Here is a 24,551-nt window from a genome sequence, read left to right as displayed (position 1 = left end):
GGTCACGGTTGGTGTCCATCTACATGGACCGGCCGCGGTTTCCGTGCAAGGCGGCGTGGGCCCGGGGTTGATCGGCAGCAAAGTGGGCGGTGAGGTTGGGGGACCTCACCGCCCGAGTTCCTTCCGACGGAGGGGGGCGTTGTCCAACGGAAGGTCTGTGGGAGCGGAACTTTAAGCCCGCCCCAGGAAGAGCCGCCGACGCGGGGGCACTTGCCGGCGGCCTCCCATCTCGTAAGGGCTCTTAGCCCTTGGCCAGCGGCACCGCGACGAAGCGCGACTGGCCGCCGCTCTTCACACGCATCAGCACGCTGTTCTTGTTGTCGGCCTTCGCGGCGTTGATGGCCTCGCGGACGTCACCGGCAGAGGTCACCGACTTGCCCGCGACCTCCAGGATGACGTCGCCTTCCTTGAAGCCGCGATCGGCGGCCGCGCTCTTCGGATCGACCTCGGTGACGACGACGCCGTCCTTGCCGGCGCCGGCAACGCTCGAAGCGGGCGCGACGGTCATGCCGAGCTTCGGCACGTCGGCGCCGCGGGTCGGGCTCGCATTGTCGCCGCCGGTGTCGGCCTTGGCCTCGATCGTGTTCGGCAGCTTGCCGAGCGTCAGGTTGATGGTCTTCTCCTGGCCCTTCTGCAGGACGTTGAGCTTGACGGAGGCGCCCGGCGCAATGCCGCCGATGGTGCGGGCGAGCTCACGCGCGTCCTTCACCGGCTCGCCATTGACCGCGGTGATGACGTCGCCGGACTGGATGCCGGCCTTCGCCGCCGGACCATTGGCCTGGGGCTCGGCGACCAGCGCGCCCTCGGCCTTCTTCATGCCGAGGCTGTCGGCGATGTCCTGCGTCACCGGCTGGATCTGCACGCCGATCCAGCCGCGGCTGACCGAGCCGCTGTCCTTGAGCTGCGCGATCACGCTCTTGACCGTGGAGGCGGGAATCGAGAACGCGATGCCGACGCTGCCGCCGGACGGCGAATAGATCGCGGTGTTGACGCCGACCACATTGCCGTCGACATCGAACGCCGGACCGCCGGAGTTGCCCTTGTTCACGGGCGCGTCGATCTGGATGAAATCGTCATAGGGGCCGTTGCCGATGTCGCGGCCCACCGCCGAGACGATGCCGGCCGTCACCGTGCCGCCGAGGCCGAACGGATTGCCGACCGCCAGTACCCAGTCGCCGATGCGCGGCTTGCCGTCGGCGAGCTTGGCGAACGGGAAGTTCGAGCTGCCCTCCACCTTGATCAGCGCGAGATCCGTGCGCTGGTCGGTGCCGATCACCTTGGCGCTGTAGGTCTTGCCGTCGTCGGTCGTCACCTCGACCTTGTTGGCGCCGTCGACCACGTGGTTGTTGGTCACGGCATAGCCGTCGGCGGAGATGAAGAAGCCGGAGCCCTGCCCGGTCACGGCGCGGCCGCCACCACGGCCGCCGCGGCCCGGCATGCCGGGAATGCCGTTCTCACCGCCGAAGCGGCGGAAGAAGCGCTCCATCGGCGAGCCCGGCTGGAACGGCGTATCGTCGTCGCTGTCGTCCTTGGCGACCTTCTCCGCGATGTTGACCTTGACCGAAATCACCGACGGCTTCACCCGCTCCACGATGTCGGCAAAGCCGACGGGGCGCGCGACCTTGCTGACCTCGTTGGCGACCTGCGCGTGCGCCGAGGTCGAGAACAGATCGACCGGCGCCCCCTGCGGCGACAGGCCATAGGCGGCGACGCCGAGGCCCGCGACCACGGAGGCCATCAGCGCGAACTTGCGCGCCGAGAACAGCCCGCGCCGGGGCTGGCGATAGGACGGAAGCGAGGACAGGTCGGTCGGACGGTCAGTCATACGGTTTTCTCCGCAAGCGATTTTGGTCAAGGTCTAAACTGGGGTCCCGGGCTGTGCGCCCCGTTCGCCAGTGAAGATGGGGGCCGCCGCCTTACGGCGTGCTGGCTGCGGCGTTAAACTTCTGTAATGGACGGACACGAACACTGCGGCGGAATGGCGCAGATGGTGGAGCGCGACGGAAAAGCCTTGCGAGACCAGGGGTTTGCCAGCGTCCCGGCCGCCCCGTAGCGGCCATCATTTTGGCCGGTCCGACCAAAGTCGTAACCCCGTAGGGCGGGTTAGCCGCAGGCGTAACCCGCCGCCTTCCCAACAGCCCCCGATCCAGCCGCCGCACATCCGCCCGCACCGGAGCCAGCCCCCGGCGGATTGCGCTTTCGCTAATCCGCCCTACCCGTCCGGTGCGCTCGCAATGACGCCCGGAGCAACTATCCTGATCCACACTATCAAACAGCATGTGGAGAAAACTAACCGCGAGTCGAGCCTCCACATCCTCGCGACGCATCCCGCGCCCGAGCTATGCCCTTGAACTCGCACCCTCGCATCGAGGGCACAGGGAAGGCCGGGCGCTGGCCGCGCCCGTGGCCCGCCTGCGGAAAAAATGCAGGCGGCAGGTACCACAGGTCTGGCCGAACACGCCCGGCCCTCCCTGTGCGATGGTGTTAACGATTATACGTGATCTCCCCGGGGACCGGCTGTCTTGCCCCCGTCACCGGCGGATCATCACCACCGGCTTGGCCTCAGCACCGGGAGGCCAGGACCACACGATTTCCCGTCCGCGTTCCACCGTTCGTCGGCGAGGCCAAAGCCCCGCTGCGGCAGCCCGCGTCCATCGCATTCCGAAACCCGCGTCCGTGACGATCGCGATACGCTCCCTCAGCGGAACGGAACGCGCGGAGGATAAGGGTGATTTGGGGTGGAGCGCAAGAGGATTTTTGATTTTCTGAATTTATCGACTGTTTTTCAGAAGAAGAGGTGATTTGGGCTACGGGCAAGGGATGAAGTTAGTACTGCCCTATCCAATACTCGGACGACAACCAAGCGAGCGTGGGCCGGATGAGCGCAGCGATATCCGGAGTCATCTCTAAATCTGGTGCGATCCCGGATGTAGCTGCACTCATGCGGGTTACGCGGACGGACCGCCCCATCGGCGGTGCGTAGGGCGGCTTAGCCGCAGGCGTAAGCCGCCACGATCCAAGCTCGGTCTGCAGTGGCGGATTACGCTGCGCTAATCCGCCCTACTCGACCGAACGCGTCGCCCGGATGAGCGCGGCGATGTCCGGGTTCACCTCGGCAGCGCGTGAGAACCCGGATGTCGCTATCGCTCATCCGGGCTACGGCATCGCCGCCTCAGCTCGCCTTCACGCTCACGATGAACGCATCCACCTCGCGCTTCAGCGTCTCGGCCTGTTGCGACAGTTCGCCGGCGGCGTCGCGGGCGTCGGTGGCGAGGCGGCCGGTTTCGGCCGAGGTGGAGGTGATCTGGGCGATGTGGTTGGAGACGTCGAGGGTGCCGCGGGCGGCTTCCTGGACGCTCTTGGAGATGTCCTGGGTGGCGTTGCGCTGCTGCGAGGTGTCGACCTCGATGCCGGACATGATGGCGCTGATCTCGGAGAGCGTGGTCGAGATGCCGTCGATGGCGCCGCGAGTCTCGGCGGTGATGCCCTGGATGCTGGCGACATGGGCCGAGATCTCGTCGGTCGCCTTGCTGGTCTGGTTGGCGAGGTTCTTCACCTCCGACGCCACGACCGAGAAGCCCCTGCCGGCCTCGCCGGCGCGGGCGGCCTCGATGGTGGCGTTCAGCGCCAGCAAATTGGTCTGCGAGGCGATCGCCTGTACCAGCTGGACGACGGCGCCGATCTTCTCGGCGGCGTCCGACAGCGAATGGATGGTGTTCTTGCTCTTCTCGGCCTGCGACGCCGCGCCCTCGGCGCGCTGGGTGGCGTCGGAGACGCGGCGGCTGATGGTGCCGATCGAGCTCGACATCTCCTCGGCCGAGCCGGCCACCGTCTGGACGCTGCGATTGGCGTGGTTGGCGGCGGCCTCGACCGCATTGGCTTTAGCAGAAGTGTCGTTGGCGGCGCGCGACAGGGTCTCGGCATTGCTCTTCAGCCGGACCGCCGAGGACGCCACGCTGCCGACGACGCTGGCGACGAGCTCGTTGAAGGAATGGATGCGGCCGTCGAGAAAGCGCGAACGCTCGCCCTGGCGCTGCGCCTCCTGCAGCTCGCGCTCCGTGAGGCGCTGGCGCTCGATGCCGTTGGTTTTGAACACCTCCAGCGCGCCGGCGAGCTGGCCGATCTCGTTGCTGAGGCCAAGGCCGGGAATGCGCGTGTCGAATTTCTGGTCGGCGACGTCGCGCATGGCGCTGACCATCGCGGCGAGCGGGCGCAGGACGCCGTTCTGCACGGCGGCGTAGGTCATCAGGCAGACGGCGCTGGCGAACACGGCAATGGCGACGCAGGCCATGAGGAAGTAGGAGAACGCCGACTGCGCCTGCTGATAGGTCAGCATCGCATGATCACGCGCGGGGCCGCTGAGACTGGCGAAATCCGACGACAGGCTGGTGATCTGATTGTTGAGATAGAGCACCGCGATGAAGCCGGTGCCGCCGCCGATCGCCAACAGCATGAGGAGAGAGGCCACGACGCCCCCCACGAGGAAGCGGATCGTCAGATTACTGTTGGAGAACATCGGCTTTGCCCGGGTACGTCAGACGGAATGTCAACGCACACTTCCAGACAAAGGTAAAATAAGATGAAAGCACGGGGGCGGGGCGAGCACGGGGTTTTGCGGGCTACCGGCCGAAGCAAGATGGAGCATCGAAGGCGTGCTGGACGCTGACCATTCCGGCCACGTTCTGCCTTCCGCTCCTCACCCTGAGGAGCCCGCCGCAGGCGGGCGTCTCGAAGGGCGAGGCCCGCGCTGTGGCCTCATGGTTCGAGACGGCGCTGCGCGCCTCCTCACCATGAGGGTGAGCTCCGAAACCGGCGCGGCGCATCGACCATAAGTCGCGCACTTCATGTCGCCGGCGGCGGCTGCTCGGCGGCCATCAGCGCGGCGAGCCGCGCCTCCTCCTCCGCCGTCAGCTTCGGCGTGGCCTCCGGGCCGCGCTGGCCGCGGCGGCGCACCTGCAGCCACAGCGCAAGCCCGCCGCCGAGCAGCAGCACCGGCGGCAGCAGCCACAGCAACAGGGTCTGGCGCTCGAAGCGCGGCTTCAGCAGCACGAACTGGCCGTAGCGCGCGACCAGGAAATCCAGCACTTGATTGTCACTATCACCGGCGGCGAGACGCTCGCGCACCAGGAGGCGCAGGTCGCGCGCCAGCGGCGCATCGGAATCGTCGATCGACTGGTTCTGGCAGACCATGCAGCGCAGCTCGCGCGACAGCGCGCGGGCGCGCTGCTCCTTGGCCGTGTCGGCCATGACCTCGTCGGGCTGCACCGCATGCGCCACCGGCGCCGCGACCAGCAGCAGCGCGAGCGCCGCGAGACCGAGAATGCGTCGCATCCGCCCTACTCCGCCGGCTGCAGCGCGTGCGCGGCACGCGCCGGCCGCGGCGCGCCGACGCGCAGGCGCCGGTCGGACAGCGACAGCAGGCCGCCGAACGCCATCAGCACCGGACCGAACCAGATCAGCAGCACCAGCGGCTTGTGATAGATGCGCACGGCGAGGCCGCCGTCGGCGGTGGCATCGCCGAGCGAGACGTAGAGCTGGCTGACGCCGCGCGTCATCAGCGCCGCCTCCGTCGTCGACATGCCGCGCGTCGTGAAGCTGCGCTTGCTCGGCGTCAGGACGCTGAGCTGCCTGCCGTCCTCGCTGATGACGAAGGTGCTGACGACCTCGCTGAAGTTCGGGCCCTGGCGCTGGGTCATGCCGTCGAACTTGATCTGGTAGCCGGCGAGATTGCGGACGTCGCCAGGACGGAGCGTGCTGATCAGCTCGCTGTTCCAGGTGGTCTCGCAGACGATGCCGAGCAGCGCGACGCCGAGCCCGGCATGCGCGAACGCCGTGCCCCACACCGAGCGCGGCAGGCCGCGGGTCCGGTGCAGCGCGGTCCTGAACGGCAAGCGGGCCACGCCGCTGCGCTCGACCAGATCAACGACGGAGCCGGTGATCACGAACACACCGAGGCCGATGCCAACAGGCGCCAGCGCGCTGCCGCCGCGCGCCCACGCCCAGACGATTGCGATCGCCACCAGCGCGGTGATGCCGGCCGCGAGCAGCCGCTGCATCGCGGCGACGAGATCGCCGCGCTTCCAGGCCAGCATCGGGCCGAACGGCACCATCAGCAAGAGCAGCGCGAACAAGGGGCCGAAGGTGATGTTGTAGAAGGGCGCGCCGACCGAGAGCTTGAAGTCGAGCGCCTCCATGATCACCGGATAGAGCGTGCCGAACAGCACGGTGGCACAGGACACGGTGAGCAGCAGATTGTTCAAGACCAGCGCGCCCTCGCGCGAGATCGGCGCGAACAGGCCGCCCTGCTTCAGCGCGGTGGCGCGGCCGGCGAACAGCGTCAGGCTGCCGCCGATGAACAGCACGAGGATGCCGAGGATGAAGACGCCGCGCGTGGGATCGCTGGCGAAGGCGTGCACCGAGGTGATGACGCCGGAGCGCACCAGGAAGGTGCCGAGCAGCGACAGCGAGAAGGTCAGGATCGACAGCAGGATGGTCCAGACCTTGAGCGCGTTGCGCTTCTCCATGACGACGGCGGAGTGCAGCAGCGCGGTGCCGGCGAGCCAGGGCATCAGCGAGGCGTTCTCGACCGGGTCCCAGAACCACCAGCCGCCCCAGCCGAGTTCGTAATAGGCCCAGTACGAGCCCATGGCGATGCCGAGCGTCAGGAAGATCCAGGCCATCAGGGTCCACGGCCGCACCCAGCGCGCCCAGGCGGCATCGATGCGGCCCTCGATCAGCGCGGCGATGGCGAACGAGAACGAGATCGAGAAGCCGACATAGCCGAGATAGAGCATCGGCGGATGCACGGCGAGCCCGATATCCTGCAAGACGGGGTTGAGGTCGCGGCCCTCGATCGGCGGGGTGGCGAGGCGCGTGAACGGGTTCGAGGTGGTGAGGATGAACAGATAGAACGCGGTCGCCACCCAGGCCTGCACGGCGAGGACGCGGGCGCGCAACGACAGCGGCAGGTTGTTGCCGAAGGCCGCGACCATGGCGCCGAACAGCGCCAGGATCGACACCCACAGCAGCATCGAGCCTTCGTGGTTGCCCCACACGCCGGTGACCTTGTAGAGCAGCGGCTTCATCGAGTGCGAGTTCTCGAACACGTTGGCGACGGAGAAATCCGAGGTCACGTGCAGGGTGATCAGCGCGATGAAGGACAGGCCGGCGAACAGCAATTGCGCCAGCGCCGCCGAGCGGCCGACATTCATCAGCGCGACGTCGCGCTGGGCGGCGCCGAGCATCGGCACGGTCGACTGGATCAGCGCCAGCGCGAGCGCCAGCACCAGGGCATAATGTCCGCTCTCTGCAATCACTGCGTCGCTCCTGCCGCGCTCTTGTCAGCCCCCTCGCGCATCGACACCGGGCTTGGTGTGGCTGCGCCGGCTGGCTTGGCGCCGGCTTGCGGCTTGCCGTAATCGTCCTTCCAATGGCCCTGCTTCTTCAGGCTGTCGGCGACTTCCTTGGGCATGTAGGTCTCGTCGTGCTTGGCGAGCACGGTGTCGGCCTTGAACACGCCGTTGGCATCGAGCGCGCCCTCGGCGACGACGCCCTGCCCTTCGCGGAACAGATCCGGCAGGATGCCCTTATAGGCGACCGCCAGCTTGGCGCCGCCGTCGGCGACCTCGAAGCTGATGTCGAGATCGTCGCCGCGCTTCAGCGAGCCCGGCTGCACCAGGCCACCGAGCCGGAAGCGCTTGCCCGGGCCGATATGCTTCTCCGCCACCATGGTCGGGGTCGAAAAGAACACGATGGAGTCACGCAGCGCGTTGAGCACCAGCCCTGCCGCGACCGCGAGCACGAACAGCGCACCGCCGATGATCGTCAAACGCCTCTGCTTGCGTGTCATCCCGTCATCCCGTTGGCGGCGGAAGCGCCGCTCATCCATCCAAGCCGAAAGTCTTCACGCCCTCGTTGAGCTGCCGCAACCGCTCGGCATTGCCGGACACCGCCTGCCGCGCATCCGACAGCGCCCCCTTGGCCTTGTCGAGATCACCCATCACGACATAGGCGCGCACCAGGCGCAGCCAGCCCTCGACGTCGTCGCCGTTCTGCTTCAGCCGCGCCGCCAGCCGGTCGACCATGCCGCGGATCATCGTCTCGCGGTCACCGTCGCTCATGCTCTTGGCCGCGGCCATCGCCTCGCTCGGCAGCGCCGGCACCTCGCCGCCGCCGACCCGGCCGAGCGCCGCCGTCACCAGCGGCCGCCACGGCGCATCCGCCGGCGCCTTGCCCAGCATCGCCCGCCAGATCGCGCTCGCATCGTCCTTGCGGCCGTCCTGCTCGGCGGCGAGACCGAGATAATAGTTCGACTTCGGCTCGTCGGCCTCGAGCGCATGGGCCCGCTCGAACTCCACCTTCGCCTCGGCGGTGACGACGCCGCCGGCGGCCGCCGTGATCATCTCGCCGAGATCGGCGCGCTTGGCCGCGCCGTCGCCGGCATAGGTGATCATGTTGCGATAGGCCCGAATCGCGTCATCGGTGCGGCCGAGCCGTGCCAGCACCGGGGCGAGCACGGTCCAGCCGCGGCCGTCGGTCGGATTCTTCTGCAGATGCTGCTCGACCTGCGCCACCAGCGTTTCCAGCGGCTGCGTCCCGGTGGGCGGCGCCGCGCGCGCGGTGAGCGGGAAATCCGGCAGTTGCGGCGAGCCGAGCGGCAGGTAGACCGCGAGCGCCACGATCGGCACGCCGATCAGCGCCAGCACGGCCGACGCGCGGCGCAGGCCGAGGCTCGGCTTCACCGTGGCCTCGCCCTCCTGGTCCGCAGCGGCCAAAAGGCGGCGGCCGATCTCGACCCGCGCGGCCTCCGCTTCGACCTTGCCGATCAGCCCGGTTTCGACGTCGCGCTCGATCTCGGCCAGCTGGTCCTTGTAGACGGCGACCTCGCGACCGTCCGACGAGGCCCGCGCGCCCAGGCCGAGCGGCAGCAGGACGGCGAAGATCGCCGCGGCCGTCATCACGGCGAACACGAACCAGAGAGTCATCGGACAGAGTTCCAGTCAGCGCCCACCGGCAGGCGCGCCTCGCGCCGCTTTTAACCAGCACTGTTCCCGGCGGCAATTCACATTTGCCGCCGTGGTAGCCCAGCCGTCCGCGCCGAAAAACTCAGGAGGATTACGTAATTAGGGGACCTCGAACTCGGCGCTCTTGGCGAGATAGCTGCCGCGCCCGTTCAGGGCCACCAGGAAATAGGTCCCCGGCCTGACATGGTCGGTGAGCCTGATCCGCAGCGACCCGACCGGGACCGGCGAGGCGATGGTGATGACGGGATCGGCGAGTGGCGCCCCGCTCGTCTTGTCGACGAGCACGACCTTCGCCTTGATCATGAGGTTGCGATAGGTCGCGCGAACGACGCGGTTCTCGACCTCGACGAAGTTGATGACGGAAATCATGGTCTTGATGAAAAAGGATGGAACCGGGCGGGAACCTATGCGTGGCCCCGGGGCGGGGTCAACCTGAAATTGCAAAATCAAAAACGTAAACAGATTAGCAGAAAATCTCAGCCGGCGCGCGAGGATTTTCGCTCGCCGTTCATCGCGTTCTCGGCCGCCCTGCTCATCAATTGGGCGTAGTCGTTGCCGAACAGGACGTGACAGAAGCGGATCGCCGCCGACACCTGCGACTGCCGATAGGCGCGCGCCCGCGCGTCGCCCGAGCGCAGCGACTGCACCAGCGCTTCGGTGGCCTTCTCGACATATTGCTGCAGGTCGGAATAGGTCCGCAGCGTCACCTCGTTGATCGCGAGCTCGCTGGCATAGTTGCGGCAGACGGCGACGAACTCGATCAGCGCCGCCACCTCCTCGACCTCGCTGCCGTCGACGCCGGCGCCGGCCGGAATGTCCTTGTCGGCGCGCTGGCGCAGGATGCGGCGGACGCGGCCCGGCACGCTGTCGATCTCCGATTGCAGGGCATTGGAGATGTCGGCGCGGATCGCGGTGAGCTGCTTGCCCCAGTTCGATTCCGAGCGCAGGTCGAGCTCGGTGCGCAGGCCGCGAACGCCGTCATGCAGCGTCTTCAGCGTATCGCCGAGATTGGAGAAATGACCGCGCCGGATGTCGGCGCGCAGCACCGAGGCGAGCCCGGCGAGATCGTTGAGCGCGATGGTGACGGCGACGCCGAACGGGGTCGCCGCGACCCTGATCTCGTCATCGGAGGCGGCGATCTTGGTGGCGAGCCGGATGATCTGCCAGGGCGCGGCGAGCCGCTGCATCACCAGCGACAATGCGAACGGCAGCATCGAGGGCGTCTGCAGCGACGGCACGTTGATGGCTTCGGTGACGGAGGCAATCTGCGAATCGCCGAGCACGCGGATGATGCCGGGCAACCGGCCGTTGAGGCCGTCGAGCGCCTCGCGATTCTGCAGCACCAGCCCGATCGGCAGCAGATCCTCGATCACGCTGGGGGCGCCGATGCGGGCCAGCGCGCGCTGGCGGTCGCCGGTCGCATTGGGGCCGACGAGGTTCATCAGCGCGTCGGCGGCGGCGCGCTGCAGCTTGCGCGCGGCCATCTCGACCTCGCGCGAACTGTCGCTGGAGACCGCCATCGCGGCCTCGAATTCGGCGTAGCGCTCCGGCGCGCCTTCGCGACCGAGCCACTGCCAGACCGGCAGCAGCGAGGCACGGCGGATCTGGCCGGGACGGAGAGGACCGGTGGAATCGGTGAGGAACGGGTCGAGCGGCCGGAACAGCCGACGCGGGCCGTCGCCGCTCTGGCGGCGCTCCTCGCGGGCCTGCGGACGGGCGATCTCGATGGCGGGTTGCGGCCGCGCCGGGTCGGCAGATGGAGCGGGAGCCGCCGGCGCGACGGGACGCACCACCTTGCGCAGTTGCTCGAGCACCAGGGTCGCCACGGCGACGTCCTGGCCGCGCTCAATGGCGCGCTCGAATTCGCGCATCAGGAGCGACTGCGCGTTCGGCGGCAGCTGCCCGAGATATTCCCTTAACCGCTCGTGAGCTGTCTGACCCATGCGCCGGCGTGCAAATTTCCACGGCGAGAGCGCACATCGCGCACCCCTGCCCGAACCATAGCGTCCGCGGTATTAAGAACACCTTTAGGATGGCGAAATTCGCCGCCCCGTCAAACGCCGGGCAATCTCAGCTCCGCCCGCAGTCCCCCGGTCGGGGCATCGCCCAGGGTCAGGCGGCCGCCATAGAGCGCGGCCAGATCGGTGACGATCGACAGCCCGAGCCCCGATCCCGGCTTGGATTCGTCCAGCCGCTGGCCGCGCCGCAGCACCTGGGCGCGCTCGGCGGCCGAGAGGCCGCGGCCATCGTCGTCGACCACGATCCGCAGCATCGGCGACGCCCCGGACTGGGCCGGCGGCTCCACCGTGAGCTCGACCGAAACCCGCGAAGCCGCCCATTTGCAGGCATTGTCGACCAGATTGCCGACCATCTCCTCCAGATCCTGGCGCTCACCGCGAAACCTCGCGGCGGGATCGGCGGTCGCCTCGACCACGATGCTGCGGTTGCGGTAGATCTTTTCCATGGTGCGCCGCAGCGCCTCGATGGCCGGCGCCACCTCGGTCACGGTGGATACGATGGTGACGCGCGCGGCGATCCGCGCCCGCTCGAGGTGGTGGGCGACCTGGTCGCGCATGACGTCCGCCTGCTCCATCACCTTGGCCGCGAAGGGGTCCGCCGCATGGGTCGCCGCTTCATTCACGATGACGGAGAGCGGCGTCTTGATGGCATGGGCGAGATTGCCGACATGCGTGCGCGCCCGCTCGACGATCTCGCGATTGGCATCGATCAGCGCATTGGTCTCGCGGGCCAGCGGCGCGATCTCGACCGGAAACTCCCCTTCCAGCCGCTCGGCGCGCCCGGACCGGATGTCGGCGATCGATTCGGAGATCCGTTTCAGCGGCGCGAGGCCATAGCGGACCTGGAAGATGGTCGTGAGCAGCAGCACGATCCCGAGCGCCGTGAAGGTGCCGCCGAGGTAATAGTCGAAGCTGCGGGTCTCGTCGAAGATCTCCGAGGCATCGCCGGCGACGCTGACCAGGAATTTGCCGTCGGAGCCGAGATCCACCGGGCGCTCGACCATGCGCAGGTCCTGGTTCTCCGGCCCCTCGACATAGCCGATCCGGATCCCGGCCGCCGTGAGCTCGACCCCCTGCTCCTCCAGCTTGGGCAGCTTCTTGTCCCACAGCGAGCGCGAGGCCCGTACCTCCGGCTTCTCGGCGTCGGTACGGGTGATCTGCCAGTACCAGCCGGACAGCGGCAGCTCGAACAGCGGCTCGCCCAATGACTGGAATTGGCGGTCCGGTGGATCATCGGGGGTGGCGACCTCGGCGATCAGGGTGCGCAGATAGAGGTTGAGCCGTCGGTCGAAGGCGCGCTCGGTCGCGTTGCGATAGACCGAGGACAGCACGATGCCGGTAATGGCGAGAATGACCACGAGCCACGCGGTCGCGGACAGGAACAACCGGGTGGCAAGTGAACTCTGGCGCATGACCGCAAACTAGCGAAACGGCCGGCGCCCGGCCACCTCGAATGGCATGCTCCGGAAACGGATCAGGCGCCTGCGGCCGGCGGCGGGGTCAGCAGGTAGCCGAGGCCGCGCACGGTCTGGATGACGTCGCAGTCGAGCTTCTTCCTGATGCGGCCGACGAACACCTCGATCGTGTTCGAATCGCGGTCGAAGTCCTGGTCGTAGAGATGCTCGACCAGCTCGCTGCGCGAGACGACGCGACCGGAATGATGCATCAGATAGGACAGCAGGCGGTATTCGTGTGAGGTCATCTTGACGGGGTTGCCTGACACGCTGACCTTGCCGGTGCGGGTGTCGAGGGTGACCGGCCCGCAGGTCAGCTCGCTCTGGGCATGGCCGGCCGAGCGGCGCAGCAGCGCGCGGATGCGCGCCAGGACTTCCTCGAGATGGAACGGCTTGGCGACATAGTCGTCGGCACCGGCGTCGAAGCCCTGGACCTTGTCGCTCCAGCGGTCGCGCGCGGTCAGGATCAGCACGGGCATCGCCCGGCCATTGCGCCGCCAGGCTTCCAGCACCGAGATGCCGTCCATCTTGGGCAGGCCGATGTCCAGCACGACAGCGTCGTAGGGCTCGCTGTCTCCCAGATAGTGCCCTTCCTCACCATCGAACGCACGGTCCACAACGTAGCCGGCGTCGCTCAGGGCCGTGGTGAGCTGACGGTTGAGATCCGGATCGTCCTCGACAACGAGCAGACGCACGCTTGCCTCCAAAGCTGAACTGCACGATTTCCGCCCTCAAGATGAACCGGAAGGCCGTGAACCGTGCATGAACGGAACCCGAGCGACCAAGTTACTTTTTGGTCATCTCGATCGGGACCGCCGGCAAGGGCCGACAGAATTGGGGCGGATATAAGCTCTGGAGGATGGGCATGTGAAGACCCGCCGCACCGATGGCGGGGCTCGAACGCGGACCTGCGGGGACGCGGACGGACGTTGCTCCCCCGGTCCCCTCCCCAGCCACGCAACGGAGCGGGTCGAACGGTCCTCGTGTCAGGTGCGGAAGAACACGAACCAGACCAGGCCAAGGACCAGCAGCGCCAGTCCGGTGGAGATGGCCAGCATCGCCAGGACGGACGGTCCAGGCTCACCCTGCCGCGCTTCGGTGGGGGTCTCGACGATCTGCGTCGGTCGTCTGGCTGCCATGGTGCCCTCAGCTGACTGTTATCCGCGTTCGAGCGGTAAAGCGCTCTGTCACGCACTCTCGTTGGCAACGTCGGCAGCCAGGTGATGTTCCGGTACGGCGCCCCCCCCTGCGACGGGTTAACGCCGATCCGAGAATCTGCCGGCCAGCTTGTTGAATCCGCAGCCTCGGGTGTTATCCTCGCGGCTGCCGCGAGAACGACATCCGCAGCAGCCCGGTTCGGAGCAAGCCGTTAGTTCGGAGTTAAGTGGAGTAGGTCATGGCCCCGCGCGCCAATTGGAAGGGTTTTCTGCGCCTGTCGCTCGTGACCTGTCCGGTCGCGCTCTATCCGGCGACGTCGGAGTCCGAGAAGGTCTCCTTCAACCAGATCAACCGCAAGACCGGCCACCGCATCAAATACAGCAGGGTCGATGCCGAGACCGGCGAGGAAGTCGCCAATGACGACATCGTCAAGGGCTACAAGGTCGACACCGACACCTACATCGAGGTCACCAAGGACGAGCTCGAGGACATCGCGCTGGAATCGACGCACACCATCGAGATCGACGAGTTCGTGCCGCGCACCGACATCGACAGCCGCTATCTGATCCGCCCCTATTACCTCGTCCCTGACGGCAAGGTCGGCCATGACGCCTTCGCGGTCATTCGCGAGACCATCCGCAGCATGGACAAGGTCGCGATCGGCCGTGTCGTGCTCACCAACCGCGAGCACATCATCGCGCTGGAGCCGCTCGGCAAGGGCCTGATGGGAACGCTGCTGCGCTACCCCTACGAAGTGCGCAACGAGGAAGAATATTTCGACGACATCCAGGATGTGAAGATCACCAGCGACATGCTGGATCTCGCCAAGCACATCGTCGAGAAGAAATCGGCCGACTTCCAGCCGGAGAACTTCGAGGATCACTACGAGGCCGCGCTGATCGAGCTCATCAACAAGAAGCGCAGCGGCGTGACGATCGCCGCCAAGGCCGCGCCGAAGTCGAGCGGCAACGTCATCAACCTGATGGACGCCCTGAAGCGCAGCCTTGCCAGCGAGGGTGACAAGGCGCCCGCCGCGGCCGCCCCCGCGCCGAAGGCCAAGGCCAAGAAGCCGAAGAAGCGCGTCGAAGGCCAGCGCGAGATGCTGCTGCCGATCAGCGGCAAGAAGGCCAAGGACGAGACGAAGAAGGCCGAGGAGCCGAAGAAGTCGGAGAAGCCCGTGCGAACCACCGCACGCTCACGCAAAGCGAGTTGAGGCTTCGATACGGCGAGCGACCTCCGGATCTCTGCACGTCGTACGGGTCCTCTGCATAACGGTCGCTCGGCCGCGACTGCCGCGAGTTCCAGGTGTTGCAGCGGGCACGCCACACCGCGCGTGGCCACGGGTCTGTCATCCACCAACGACACCGCATCGATCGCCGCCGTCCCATTCACGGCGGAAACATCTGCCTTGGTCAGGTAAGTTGATCCTGCGGCGGTGATCCAGCGATCAGGCGCGGATTTGTGATCGTTTCGACATCGCTTCGATGCTTGCGGAATGATCACGTCGCGCCTAGCTCTGCGGCGCGGGATGGTGATCCGGGCGTACAGCTTCCTGATGGAAGATCGATGTGCCTGGTCGGTCGGGACGACGCTGGCGAAGTCGTCCCAGCCGCGCGACGCGGCGTATCAGGGGGATATGGATGTTTCAGCACGATGCGGACCAACGCCGGGCGCAGTACGCCTAGCGATGGCACGGGTTCAGCTGTCCGAGCTCTCCGCTTTCGCAGCCGTCGCGGATTCGTTGAGCTTCACCAAGGCCGCCGCTTATCTCGGCTGCTCCTTGCCCACCATCAGCCAGACCATCAAGAGCCTCGAGGAGCGGCTGGACGTTAGGCTGTTCAACCGGACGACACGCAGCGTGGCCCTCACGGAGGCCGGCGAGCGCCTGCTGGCGGAGATCCAGCCGATTCTCGAACGGGTCGACCAGGCCATCGAGAGCATCAACGCGTTCCGCGACAAGCCGATGGGCACCCTGCGCCTGACCGTATCCCGCGTGTTCGCCGTAAGGGGGCTCGGCCCCCTGATCAGGTCATTCCTGGCCGAATACCCGGACATCCATATCGAACTGGCTGTCGACGACACCAACAGTGACATCGTGCGCAATCGCTTTGATGCCGGCATCAGATCCGGACACCGGGTGGAGCGCGACATGAAGGTCATCCGCGTCTTCGACGAGTGCAGCTTCGTTGCGGTTGCCGCCCCCGGCTATCTCGCGGCGCATCCCGCGCCGGCCGTTCCCGACGATCTCCAGGCCCATAATTGCATCCGGCATCGGGTCCCTGCCGACGATACGCTGCAGCCCTGGATCTTCGAAAAGGGCGGCGAGCGCACCGAGATTGCTGTGGACGGCTCCCTCATCGTCAACGACTTCGATCTCGCGCTGAATGCCGCACTCGACGGCATCGGCGTCGCTTATCTCGTCGAGCCGATGATCGAGCCGCATCTGGCCGAAGGACGGCTAATGCGGCTGCTGCCCGGCTGGCGCTACGCGACGCCCGGACTGTTCCTGTACCATCCAAGCCGCCGGCAACCGCCGATGCCGCTGCAGGTCTTTCTCGACTTCGTCAAGCGCTGGCGCAGCGGCGTCACCCTGGACGCGATGTCGCGCGCGGCGGATTACGGCGCACACGGGTTGGTAGCAGCGACGTCCCATCGAACGTCGATGCACGTCGAGCCCAACCGCCGCTAAGATCACGTGCGAGGCCGGAGAGATCATTCGCGCGTCGGCAGCGACGCTGCGAAACGCCATGATGCGCGCAGTTTGCGATGTGCAGCGGGATTGTTCGGGATTCCCATCTAACCTATTCACGATTATCACCATTAACAAATTGACACAGCGAGGCCAAAACCGCGGCGTGACTGCGTCGACGCTGGTGCGTGCGAGCAGCGTGTTAACGACGATCGAGTGTGCCTCGAACAAGCAGAGCACATTCATCAAATCGAAATTGGCTCATGCACACTGCATTCAACCATTCCGCCAGTCGCGCCGATCAAGCCGTCGCCGGAATCAAATGTGTGAGAGCAGCAATCTGGCGAAGCCAGAGGCGACACGCGGGGGGCCGTGTGCATCGCCGTCAACCGGAGAAACGGAAATGAAGACGTTGAGGGGCCTGCTACTCGGAACGGGAGCAGTGATACTGTCCGCCGCGGCGGCGCAGGCCGCGGATCTTCCGCTGAAGGCCAAGGCCGTCGAATATGTGAAGGTGTGCTCGCTGTACGGCACCGGCTTCTACTACATTCCCGGCACCGACACCTGCATCAAGCTCGGCGGCTATCTGCGCGCCGAGACCGCGCTGTGGACCAACAGCAATTACGGTGGCGCCTATTCAGGCCAGGCCGGCGCAGACAACCGCCTGAGCAACCGCTATCAGACCCGTTCGCGCCAGGATCTGAACATCGATACGCGCACCGCGACCGAATATGGCGTGGTGCGCACCTACTTCGAGACCGTGCTGAACTGGACTTCGGGCTCCTATGGCGGCGCGGGCGCCGGCGCCACCTCCTACACCGGCGATGCCATCTCGGGCGGCATCGTCGGCGTCTACTACGCCTTCATTCAGTTCGCCGGCTTCACGATGGGCAAGGCGGTGTCGACCTTCGACGCGCCCTGGACCAACTATCCCGGCAACAATTTCGACGGCCTGGTCGGCGGCAGCGGCTCCAACAACGGCGTCAACCAGTTCACCTACACCGCCGATTTCGGCCAGGGCATCACCGCCGCGGTCTCGCTGGAAGACCAGACGCAGTTCTTCACCACCAACATCTGGAACACGTCGGGCATCACCGCGGCCGGCGTGCTCGGCGGCAATTATGGCTCGAGCAGCTTCGGCGGGACGGTGTCTCCCGACATCATCGGCATGGTTCGCGTCGACCAGGCGTGGGGCATCTTCCAGGCGTCGTTCGCCGCGCATGACAATCATGCCGCCTATTACGGCGCGACCGAGACCTCGGGTCATCCCTCCGACAAGTGGGGCTGGGCCGCGCAACTGGCGCTGTCGATCAAGAACATCCCGACCGGTCCGGGCGACGTCGTCAACCTGCAGGCGGTCTACACCGACGGCGCGAGCCGCTACAACTTCCAGAGCCTCGCCAATACGACCTACGCGATGTACGGCGGCACCAACGTAGCCGGCGCCTATCAGAGCATCGGCTTCGCCGGCGTCGCCGACGCGGTGTTCGGCACCGGCACGGGCCTGTCGACCGTGCAGACCTGGGGCATGCGCGGCGCCTTCACCCACAATTGGGATCCGCGCTGGAATACGGCGCTGTACGGCGCCTATGCCCAGGTGCGCTATGGCCAGACGGGATCGAGCCTCATCTGTGCCGGCATTGCCGCCACCGCGATGCTGACGGCGGGCTCGACCTGCAACCCCGACTTCAATCTCGGACAGATCGGCCTCATCACCCGATGGACGCCGGTCAAGGGCCTGACCTTCTCGGCCGACGTGACCTACAGCCACCTCGACCAGAAATATTCGGGCACGGCGATTGCTCCGGCCGTCACGAGCACGGCGAAGCCGGCCGCGATCTACCAGCTCAAGGACCAGGACACGGTGAGCATGCTGCTGCGCGCCCAGCGCAACTTTTGAAGCTGGGCTGTTGAACCTCTGACTGCTCGACGAGCTTCCGGCGATGCCCCCGCCGGAAGCTTCGTTCGTGGAGACTGGCGGCGCGTCGCATGCAACAGAATGGGATGGGGCACAATGCAGCAGGCGTCGTGCACAATCACGACGCCTGTGACTTGATCGGCCAATGAGTTGATCACGCGCCGACTTGATCGCGCGGCAATTTGACCGCCGGGCTACTTGATCGAGGTGTTGATCGCGGTGAACTTGCTGCTCAGCCCCGAGCCCAGGCCATTGACGGCCGCCAGGATCACGATGCTCAATCCGCCGGCAATGATGGCGTATTCGATCGAGGTCGCGCCAGCCTGATTCTTCAGGAAGCTCGCAATCAACTGCCGCATCTACCTCTCCGGTCGGGCTCGATCATCTGACGCGCCGGAAGGGCGCGCCGAGGCCGGGATGGACGCCCCGCCGGAAACCCTCCGTCATCGGCTTGAACAATCGGTTAACCCGATGAGGTACCTGCGCGGCCCAGATTCGGAGCCGGCATTCCATCGCAGGCCCGCCCTCGCCCGACCTCCGAGATCCGAACCGGAGTGCAAGCAACTGAACTTGCTTCGCTTTATTCTCAGTCCGCTGCCCCCTGGCCGGTTGGCGGCAAAGCCGAGCCGCTGAATCCTCGTCCGACACATTCAGAGAAAATTCGGCTTATCCGCCAGATGCCACGTCATGATCTGGGTCAACGGCGATGGCGTGGACCGCCTTAAAGGTTATCCTGGTCGCCATGAGCACAACAGATTCCGCCCGCCCCCAGCTCAAGATCCGCAGCGTCGCGCTCGACACCGGCCGCGAGAACGTTGTCGTGATCTCCCGCCGCTCGAAGGCGCTGCGGCCCGAGGTCTTCCGCGGCTTCAGCCGCGTCGAGCTGCGCTGCAACTCGCGGACGCTGCTGGCCACACTCCTGATCACCGACGACGACGCACTGATCGGGCCCGACGAGATCGGCCTGTCGGAGCCGGCGCTGCGGCGCTTTGCCGAGCCGGCCGGCACGCTCGCGACCGTGTCGCCCGCGACGCCGCCCGACAGCATGGAGGCGGTCCGGGCCAAGATCCGGGGCGAGACCTTGAGCGACCAGGCGATCGTTGCCGTGATCGAGGACCTCACCCACTACCGCTATTCGGACATGGAGATCGCAGCCTTCCTGATCGGGTCGGCCAGCTTCATGACCTCGGGTGAGCTGCTGGCGCTGACGCGCGCCATGGCCAATGCAGGCACTCAGCTCAAATGGCCGGACCCGGTCGTGGTCGACAAGCATTGCATCGGCGGCATCCCCGGCAACCGCACCTCGATGGTGGTGGTGCCGATCGTCGCCGCCCACGGCCTGACCATCCCGAAGACCTCCTCGCGTGCGATCACCTCGCCGGCCGGCACCGCCGACACGATGGAGGTGCTGGCGCGGGTCAATGTCGGCGCGGAGGAGATGAAATCGATCGTCGCCGCCTGCAATGGCTGCGTGATCTGGGGCGGCCACGTCAACCTGTCGCCGGCCGATGACATCCTGATCTCGGTCGAGCGCCCGCTCAGCCTCGATACCCGCGAGCAGATGGTCGCCTCGATCATGTCGAAGAAGCTCGCTGCCGGCTCGACGCATCTGCTGCTCGACCTGCCGGTCGGCCCGACCGCCAAGCTGACCAGCGGAGCGGAGGCGATGCGCCTGCGCAAGCTGTTCGAGTTCGTCGGCGACAGGTTCGGTCTCAAGGTCGAGGTGATCACCACCGACGGCCGCCAGCCGATCGGCAACGGCATCGGGCCGGTGCTGGAGGCGCGCGACGTGATGGCGGTGCTGGGCAACGAGCCGTCGGCCCCGGCTGACCTGCGCGAGAAATCGCTGCGGCTGGCGGCGCATCTGCTCGAATATGATCCGAAGCTGCGCGGCGGCGCCGGCTATAACAGGGCGCGCGAGCTGCTCGACAGCGGCGCGGCGCTCAAGCAGATGCTGAAGATCATCGATGCGCAGGGCCCACCGGAATGCCGCAGCGAGCTCGGCGATCTCGCCTTCGACGTCAAGGCCGAACACGACGGTATCGTGTCCGCGATCGATTGCCTGCGGCTCAATCGCCTGGCGCGCACCGCCGGCGCGCCCGTGAACAAGGGCTCCGGGATCATGCTGTTCAGGAAGATCGGCGATCGTGTCGACCGGGGTGAGCCACTCTATCGCGTGTTCACCTGCGATCCATCGGAGCATGATCTGGCCGCAGCCGCAGCCGCAGCCAACCACGGCTATAGCTTCGCCGACGGCGCGAACGGTCATTCGTGATGAACCCTCGTCGAGCATCGATCCATCGTCCTCGGGAGACCGCCGCATGAGTGTGACCGTTCGATTCTGCGGTGCCGCGCACACCGTCACCGGGTCCTGCTATCTGGTCCGGACCGACAACGGACAGATGCTGATCGACTGCGGCCTGTTCCAGGGTCAGAAGACGCTGAAGGAGCTCAATTACGGCGACTTCCCATTCCGTCCCGCCGATATCGACGCAGTGCTGCTGACGCATGCGCATATCGACCATAGCGGCCTGCTGCCGAAACTGGTGCGCATGGGCTTCGACGGCAAGATCTTCGCGACGCGCGGCACCATCGATCTCTGCTCCTGGATGCTGCCTGATGCCGGCAACATCCAGGAGCAGGAGGTGCTGGCGCTGAACCGCCGCAACACCGCGCGCGGCCGCGGCGAGGTCAGCCCGATCTACACCCAGGACGACGCCATCGCCGCGCTGCAATACTTCCAAGCCGTCCCCTACGAGACCTGGACCGATATCATTCCCGGCGTCCGCGCCCGCTACTGGAATGCCGGGCATCTGCTGGGCTCGGCCTCGATCGAGATCGAATTCGCAGGACAAGGCGCCGACGGCGCACCGCTGCGGCTGCTCGCCTCCGGCGATGTCGGGCCCGACGCCAAGCTGCTGCAGCCGGACCCGAAAGCGCCCGAGGGCTTCGACTACGTGATCTCGGAGGCGACCTATGGCGACCGCATCCGTGAGCCGACCACGCCGGAGCTGCGCCGCGGCCGTCTGGCCGGCGAGGTGCGCGACGCGGCGGCGGCCCAGGGCGCGCTATTGATCCCTGCCTTCGCGGTGGAACGGACGCAGGAGCTGATCGTCGATCTGGTCGGCCTGATGGAGCGTGGCGAGATTCCGGCCGCGCCGATGTTCCTGGATTCGCCGCTGGCGATCCACGCCACCGAGGTGTTTCGCGCGCACACCGAGAGCCTCGACGGCGGCAGCGATGTCGGCCGTCTGTTGTCGTCGTCGCATCTGCGCTTCACCGAGACCGTCGATGAAAGCAAGGCGATCGCCAAGCTGACCGGCTTCCACATCATCATCGCCGCCAGCGGCATGTGCGATGCCGGTCGCATCCGCCATCATCTCAAGCGCTGGCTGTGGAACAGCCGCGCCACCGTGCTGCTGGTCGGCTACCAGGCCAACGGCACGCTTGGGCGCTTCCTGCAGGACGGCGTCAAGGCGGTGCGCATCCAGGGCGAGGAGATCAAGGTCGCGGCGCGCATCCGCATGATCGACGACTATTCCGGCCACGCCGACGGCGCCGAGATCGCGCGCTGGATCGCGGCCCGCCGCCCGATCGCGCGCGGCCTCTTCCTGTCCCACGGCGAGGACGCTGCGATCGCGGCGCTGGCGACGCGCGTCGCCGAGCGGATCGTGCCGGCGGCGAAAGTGTTCTCGCCCCTGCTCGACGACGTCTATGAGCTGACGAGCGCAGTGCCGACGCCGCTCGACGTCGCGCGCCGACGGCGGCTGGCGCCGGAGGCGGTCACCCGGCTGGACTGGCACAACGACATGTCGGGTCTGCTGCTCGACATCCACGAGCGGATCGAGCAGGCCGCCGACGATCGCGCCCGCGGCGTCATCATCCGCCGCCTGCGCCGGGCGCTGGAGGAGTGATGCGAGCGGCGTAGCCGCGAAGGCTGCGCGCCTGCGATGTTCGTCGTCGAACGGTCACACTTTGATCGCACCTTGAGGACGATCGGGTGCGGTGCGAAGCTCACAGACGGCGACGCTCTCGCAGCTTGTGCATATTGAAACACACAACGTGCCGACGGCTGGTCTCCGAGAGCTGTTCTGATAGGCTCGGCACGTGGTTCATGACAACGGAACGATCCGGGTGAACCGGGCGCAGGTGGGGAAACGAGGGGCTCTCACATGCATCAACCATCGAAATGGTGGGCGGGACTGATCGCTGTTGCCGTGCTGTGGCTCGCGGCCATGAGCTTCAAGACGGCGGGGGTCGAGGACGATATCGCACCGCGGGCACGTGCCGCCGTTGCCGCCGCCGTCCCCGACACAGCCGCGGCTCTCAAGGTCTCTGTCGCGGGGCGTGACGTTCGCATCGAAGGGCCGGAGTTCAGTCCCGATCAGTCGACGAAACTGGAGGACGCCGCGTCGGTCAACGGCGTTCGGCTCGTCGACGGCACCTACGACAAGCTGCCGACACCGAAGCCGTATGCCTTCCGCGCCACGCGAAACGGCGGCCAGCTCGTGCTCGAAGGCGCGGTGCCGACGCCCGCCGTTCGAAATGCCGTGCTCAATGCCGTCCGTTCGTCCGGCGGTGAGGTGGTCGATCGCCTCGGCTATGCGCTGGGAGCTCCGGCCGACTTCGCGGCCATCGCGAGCCACGGATCGGTCCAGGCCGCCAAGCTCAACGGCGGCGCGTTCGCGCTCGCGGACAAGGCCTATTCGATCGCAGGTGCCGCCGCATCGTCGGACGCCTATGAGGCCGCCATCGCCGCGACGCGGCAGTTGCCGGGCGGCGCCGTGCTCGACAAGGTCGCGATCCTGCCGCCGGAGGCAAAACCGTTCATCTGGAGCGCGGTTCGCGAGGGCAACACGCTGGTGATGTCCGGCGTCGTTCCGAATGACGACATCAGGCGCGTGCTCGAGGCCGCCGCGATCAAGGCCTGGCCCGGCGCGTCGGTGATGCATCACATGCAGATCGCGCGTGGCGCGCCTGCTGGCGATTTTGGTGCCTACACGTCCTATGCGCTGACGGAGCTCGCCAGGCTGAGCACGGGCCGCGTCGTCATCTCCGACGCCACCTACACGATTTCGGGCGAGGCGCCCTCGACCGCCGCCTACGATGAATCGATGGCCGGTGTCGGCAAGCTGCCGACCGGGCTGACCTTGGCGAAGGCCGACATTCTGCCGCCGGAGATCAAGCCCTATCGCTGGTCGGCGGAGTTCGACGGCACCGGCTTGAGCCTCACAGGTCTCGCGCCGAGCGGAGCGACCCGCGATGCGATGCTGGGCTCCGCCAGCGGACAGTTCGACGGCAAGCCGATCAAGAGCCAGATCGACATCGCCCGCGGCGCCCCGGATGGCGACCTTGCCAAAGCGAGCGCGAGCCTGCTGCAGCAGCTCGCCAGGCTGTCGGAGGGGCGCGCCGAGATCAACGACACCCAGGTCTCGCTCAGGGGCGTCGGACTCGCCAACGTCACCGGCGCAGCCGTGCGCGAGCAACTGGCCGGCGCCCTGCCCGCGCCGTTTGCGCTCGCGTCCATCGACGTCCGCGACGGCCCGGTCTCGCCTTACGCGTTCGGACTGCAGAAGCAGGACGGCCGCGTCAGGCTGAGCGGCTATGTGCCTGATGATGCCGCCCGCCGCGATCTCGTCGACGCCGCCACGTCGACGTTCATCACCGAGACGGTCGAGGACGGCCTGAAGATCGGCGACGGCGCGCCAAAGGATTACGTGCAGTCGCTGAAGGCGACGTTCCCGGCGCTGGCGCGGCTGTGGTCGGGTGCGCTGACGGCGAAGGACGCGGCGATCACGGTCGACGGGCTCGCCATCTACGACAAGTCGGCAGAGCAGGTCCGCAAGGAGCTCGCCGATGCGGTCGGCAGCGGCTTCAAGCTCGACGACGTCAAGATCGGCCTCAAGCCGGAAAGCCCGCCACTCGCGGTCACGGAGTGCCAGCCGGCGTTCAACGGGCTGCTCGCCAAGGGCCGCGTCCGCTTCAGCACCGGCAGCGCCGAGCTCAGCCGCGAGTCGCTGGCGCTGCTCGATCACCTGATCGAGGTTGCGCAGCGCTGCAAGGATGCCGAGATCGCGATCGAAGGCCACACCGACAATGTCGGCGACGAAGATAACAACATGGACCTCTCCAAGCGCCGGGCGGCCGCGGTGGTCGGCTATATCGGCGACGCCGGCATCGACACCTCGCGCATGACCTCGGAAGGCTACGGCCAGACCAAGCCGGTCGCCTCCAACGACACGGCCGAAGGCCGCGCGCAGAACCGCCGCATCGAATTCGTCGTCAAGTGAG

18 protein-coding genes are annotated in these 24,551 nt (G+C 66.9%); 6 read left to right on the top strand and 12 right to left on the bottom strand.

Features of this window, described 5'->3' with window-relative positions; translation table 11 throughout:
• Nucleotides 1–241: 241 nt before the first annotated feature.
• The 11 genes from QX126_RS27945 to QX126_RS27895 all read right to left on the bottom strand — a co-directional run bounded on the left by QX126_RS27945 (nucleotide 242) and on the right by QX126_RS27895 (nucleotide 13,634).
• Nucleotides 242–1,825 carry a Do family serine endopeptidase gene (locus tag QX126_RS27945; RefSeq protein WP_315785178.1) on the bottom strand — a complete coding sequence of 528 codons (1,584 nt, stop codon included), beginning with the start codon at nucleotides 1,823–1,825 and terminating at the stop codon, nucleotides 242–244.
• Nucleotides 1,826–3,172: 1,347 nt separating this feature from the next.
• Nucleotides 3,173–4,516, bottom strand: coding sequence for a methyl-accepting chemotaxis protein (locus tag QX126_RS27940; RefSeq protein WP_315785176.1), 1,344 nt, complete (start codon nucleotides 4,514–4,516; stop codon nucleotides 3,173–3,175).
• 326 nt (nucleotides 4,517–4,842) lie between these two features.
• A complete protein-coding gene (locus QX126_RS27935; protein ID WP_315785174.1) occupies nucleotides 4,843–5,331 on the bottom strand; it encodes a cytochrome c-type biogenesis protein in 489 nt (162 codons plus the stop codon).
• 5 nt (nucleotides 5,332–5,336) lie between these two features.
• Nucleotides 5,337–7,316, bottom strand: a complete 1,980-nt coding sequence (locus tag QX126_RS27930; RefSeq protein WP_315785171.1) for a heme lyase CcmF/NrfE family subunit — start codon at nucleotides 7,314–7,316, stop codon at nucleotides 5,337–5,339.
• Entirely contained in the window at nucleotides 7,313–7,849 is a 537-nt protein-coding gene (gene ccmE, locus QX126_RS27925; protein WP_315739836.1) for a cytochrome c maturation protein CcmE, read from the bottom strand. Before ccmE ends, QX126_RS27930 begins: the two co-directional genes overlap by 4 nt.
• Before the next feature lie 31 nt (nucleotides 7,850–7,880).
• Entirely contained in the window at nucleotides 7,881–8,984 is a 1,104-nt protein-coding gene (gene ccmI / locus QX126_RS27920) for a c-type cytochrome biogenesis protein CcmI (RefSeq protein ID WP_315785168.1), read from the bottom strand.
• Between the two features lie 138 nt (nucleotides 8,985–9,122).
• The gene (locus QX126_RS27915) at nucleotides 9,123–9,392 is read right to left on the bottom strand and encodes a hypothetical protein (protein WP_315785165.1); all 270 of its coding nucleotides are present in this window, start codon (nucleotides 9,390–9,392) and stop codon (nucleotides 9,123–9,125) included.
• 107 nt (nucleotides 9,393–9,499) lie between these two features.
• A complete protein-coding gene (locus QX126_RS27910; protein WP_315785163.1) occupies nucleotides 9,500–10,966 on the bottom strand; it encodes a hypothetical protein in 1,467 nt (488 codons plus the stop codon).
• 110 nt (nucleotides 10,967–11,076) lie between these two features.
• Nucleotides 11,077–12,453 (bottom strand): sensor histidine kinase, encoded by a 1,377-nt coding sequence (locus QX126_RS27905; RefSeq protein WP_315777569.1) that lies wholly within the window; start codon nucleotides 12,451–12,453, stop codon nucleotides 11,077–11,079.
• A 62-nt stretch (nucleotides 12,454–12,515) separates the two neighbouring features.
• Nucleotides 12,516–13,190, bottom strand: a complete 675-nt coding sequence (locus QX126_RS27900; protein ID WP_006614547.1) for a response regulator transcription factor — start codon at nucleotides 13,188–13,190, stop codon at nucleotides 12,516–12,518.
• A gap of 291 nt (nucleotides 13,191–13,481) precedes the next feature.
• Nucleotides 13,482–13,634, bottom strand: a complete 153-nt coding sequence (locus QX126_RS27895; RefSeq protein WP_315785160.1) for a hypothetical protein — start codon at nucleotides 13,632–13,634, stop codon at nucleotides 13,482–13,484.
• Nucleotides 13,635–13,891: 257 nt separating this feature from the next.
• Between QX126_RS27895 and QX126_RS27890 the strand changes: the two genes are divergently transcribed.
• From QX126_RS27890 to QX126_RS27880, 3 genes are all read left to right on the top strand, one after another.
• A complete protein-coding gene (locus QX126_RS27890; protein ID WP_315739842.1) occupies nucleotides 13,892–14,866 on the top strand; it encodes a Ku protein in 975 nt (324 codons plus the stop codon).
• Between the two features lie 474 nt (nucleotides 14,867–15,340).
• Nucleotides 15,341–16,342: a LysR family transcriptional regulator gene (locus QX126_RS27885; protein ID WP_315785247.1), complete on the top strand. Its 1,002-nt coding sequence runs from the start codon at nucleotides 15,341–15,343 to the stop codon at nucleotides 16,340–16,342.
• A gap of 403 nt (nucleotides 16,343–16,745) precedes the next feature.
• Nucleotides 16,746–18,242, top strand: coding sequence for a porin (locus QX126_RS27880; RefSeq protein WP_315756474.1), 1,497 nt, complete (start codon nucleotides 16,746–16,748; stop codon nucleotides 18,240–18,242).
• A gap of 212 nt (nucleotides 18,243–18,454) precedes the next feature.
• Here QX126_RS27880 and QX126_RS27875 read toward each other — a convergent pair whose 3' ends face one another.
• The gene (locus QX126_RS27875) at nucleotides 18,455–18,619 is read right to left on the bottom strand and encodes a Flp family type IVb pilin (protein ID WP_315716136.1); all 165 of its coding nucleotides are present in this window, start codon (nucleotides 18,617–18,619) and stop codon (nucleotides 18,455–18,457) included.
• Nucleotides 18,620–19,002: 383 nt separating this feature from the next.
• Between QX126_RS27875 and QX126_RS27870 the strand changes: the two genes are divergently transcribed.
• The 3 genes from QX126_RS27870 (at nucleotide 19,003) to QX126_RS27860 (ending at nucleotide 24,550) form a co-directional block, all read left to right on the top strand.
• Nucleotides 19,003–20,535, top strand: a complete 1,533-nt coding sequence (locus QX126_RS27870; protein ID WP_315770449.1) for a thymidine phosphorylase family protein — start codon at nucleotides 19,003–19,005, stop codon at nucleotides 20,533–20,535.
• 46 nt (nucleotides 20,536–20,581) lie between these two features.
• Nucleotides 20,582–22,174, top strand: coding sequence for an MBL fold metallo-hydrolase (locus QX126_RS27865; RefSeq protein ID WP_315739845.1), 1,593 nt, complete (start codon nucleotides 20,582–20,584; stop codon nucleotides 22,172–22,174).
• A 258-nt stretch (nucleotides 22,175–22,432) separates the two neighbouring features.
• Complete coding sequence (locus QX126_RS27860; RefSeq protein WP_315785156.1) at nucleotides 22,433–24,550, top strand: OmpA family protein; 2,118 nt, start codon at nucleotides 22,433–22,435, stop codon at nucleotides 24,548–24,550.
• The last annotated feature ends 1 nt before the right edge of the window (nucleotide 24,551 follow it).

Origin of the sequence: Bradyrhizobium sp. SZCCHNPS1003 (genome assembly GCF_032381555.1) — a bacterium.
GTDB lineage: Bacteria > Pseudomonadota > Alphaproteobacteria > Rhizobiales > Xanthobacteraceae > Bradyrhizobium.
The sequence above is the reverse complement of the archived record's forward strand: the minus strand, read 5'-3'. Positions and strand labels throughout refer to the sequence as shown.

Coding starts and splice junctions, on each gene's coding strand:
- QX126_RS27935 (WP_315785174.1), bottom strand. CDS start 5,331: ATGCGACGCATTCTCGGTCTCGCGGCGCTCGCGCTGCTGCTGGTCGCG.
- QX126_RS27890 (WP_315739842.1), top strand. CDS start 13,892: ATGGCCCCGCGCGCCAATTGGAAGGGTTTTCTGCGCCTGTCGCTCGTG.
- QX126_RS27865 (WP_315739845.1), top strand. CDS start 20,582: ATGAGTGTGACCGTTCGATTCTGCGGTGCCGCGCACACCGTCACCGGG.
- QX126_RS27910 (WP_315785163.1), bottom strand. CDS start 10,966: ATGGGTCAGACAGCTCACGAGCGGTTAAGGGAATATCTCGGGCAGCTG.
- QX126_RS27875 (WP_315716136.1), bottom strand. CDS start 18,619: ATGCGGCAGTTGATTGCGAGCTTCCTGAAGAATCAGGCTGGCGCGACC.
- QX126_RS27940 (WP_315785176.1), bottom strand. CDS start 4,516: ATGTTCTCCAACAGTAATCTGACGATCCGCTTCCTCGTGGGGGGCGTC.
- ccmE (WP_315739836.1), bottom strand. CDS start 7,849: ATGACACGCAAGCAGAGGCGTTTGACGATCATCGGCGGTGCGCTGTTC.
- QX126_RS27870 (WP_315770449.1), top strand. CDS start 19,003: ATGAGCACAACAGATTCCGCCCGCCCCCAGCTCAAGATCCGCAGCGTC.
- QX126_RS27895 (WP_315785160.1), bottom strand. CDS start 13,634: ATGGCAGCCAGACGACCGACGCAGATCGTCGAGACCCCCACCGAAGCG.
- ccmI (WP_315785168.1), bottom strand. CDS start 8,984: ATGACTCTCTGGTTCGTGTTCGCCGTGATGACGGCCGCGGCGATCTTC.
- QX126_RS27915 (WP_315785165.1), bottom strand. CDS start 9,392: ATGATTTCCGTCATCAACTTCGTCGAGGTCGAGAACCGCGTCGTTCGC.
- QX126_RS27945 (WP_315785178.1), bottom strand. CDS start 1,825: ATGACTGACCGTCCGACCGACCTGTCCTCGCTTCCGTCCTATCGCCAG.
- QX126_RS27880 (WP_315756474.1), top strand. CDS start 16,746: ATGAAGACGTTGAGGGGCCTGCTACTCGGAACGGGAGCAGTGATACTG.
- QX126_RS27905 (WP_315777569.1), bottom strand. CDS start 12,453: ATGCGCCAGAGTTCACTTGCCACCCGGTTGTTCCTGTCCGCGACCGCG.
- QX126_RS27860 (WP_315785156.1), top strand. CDS start 22,433: ATGCATCAACCATCGAAATGGTGGGCGGGACTGATCGCTGTTGCCGTG.
- QX126_RS27885 (WP_315785247.1), top strand. CDS start 15,341: ATGGCACGGGTTCAGCTGTCCGAGCTCTCCGCTTTCGCAGCCGTCGCG.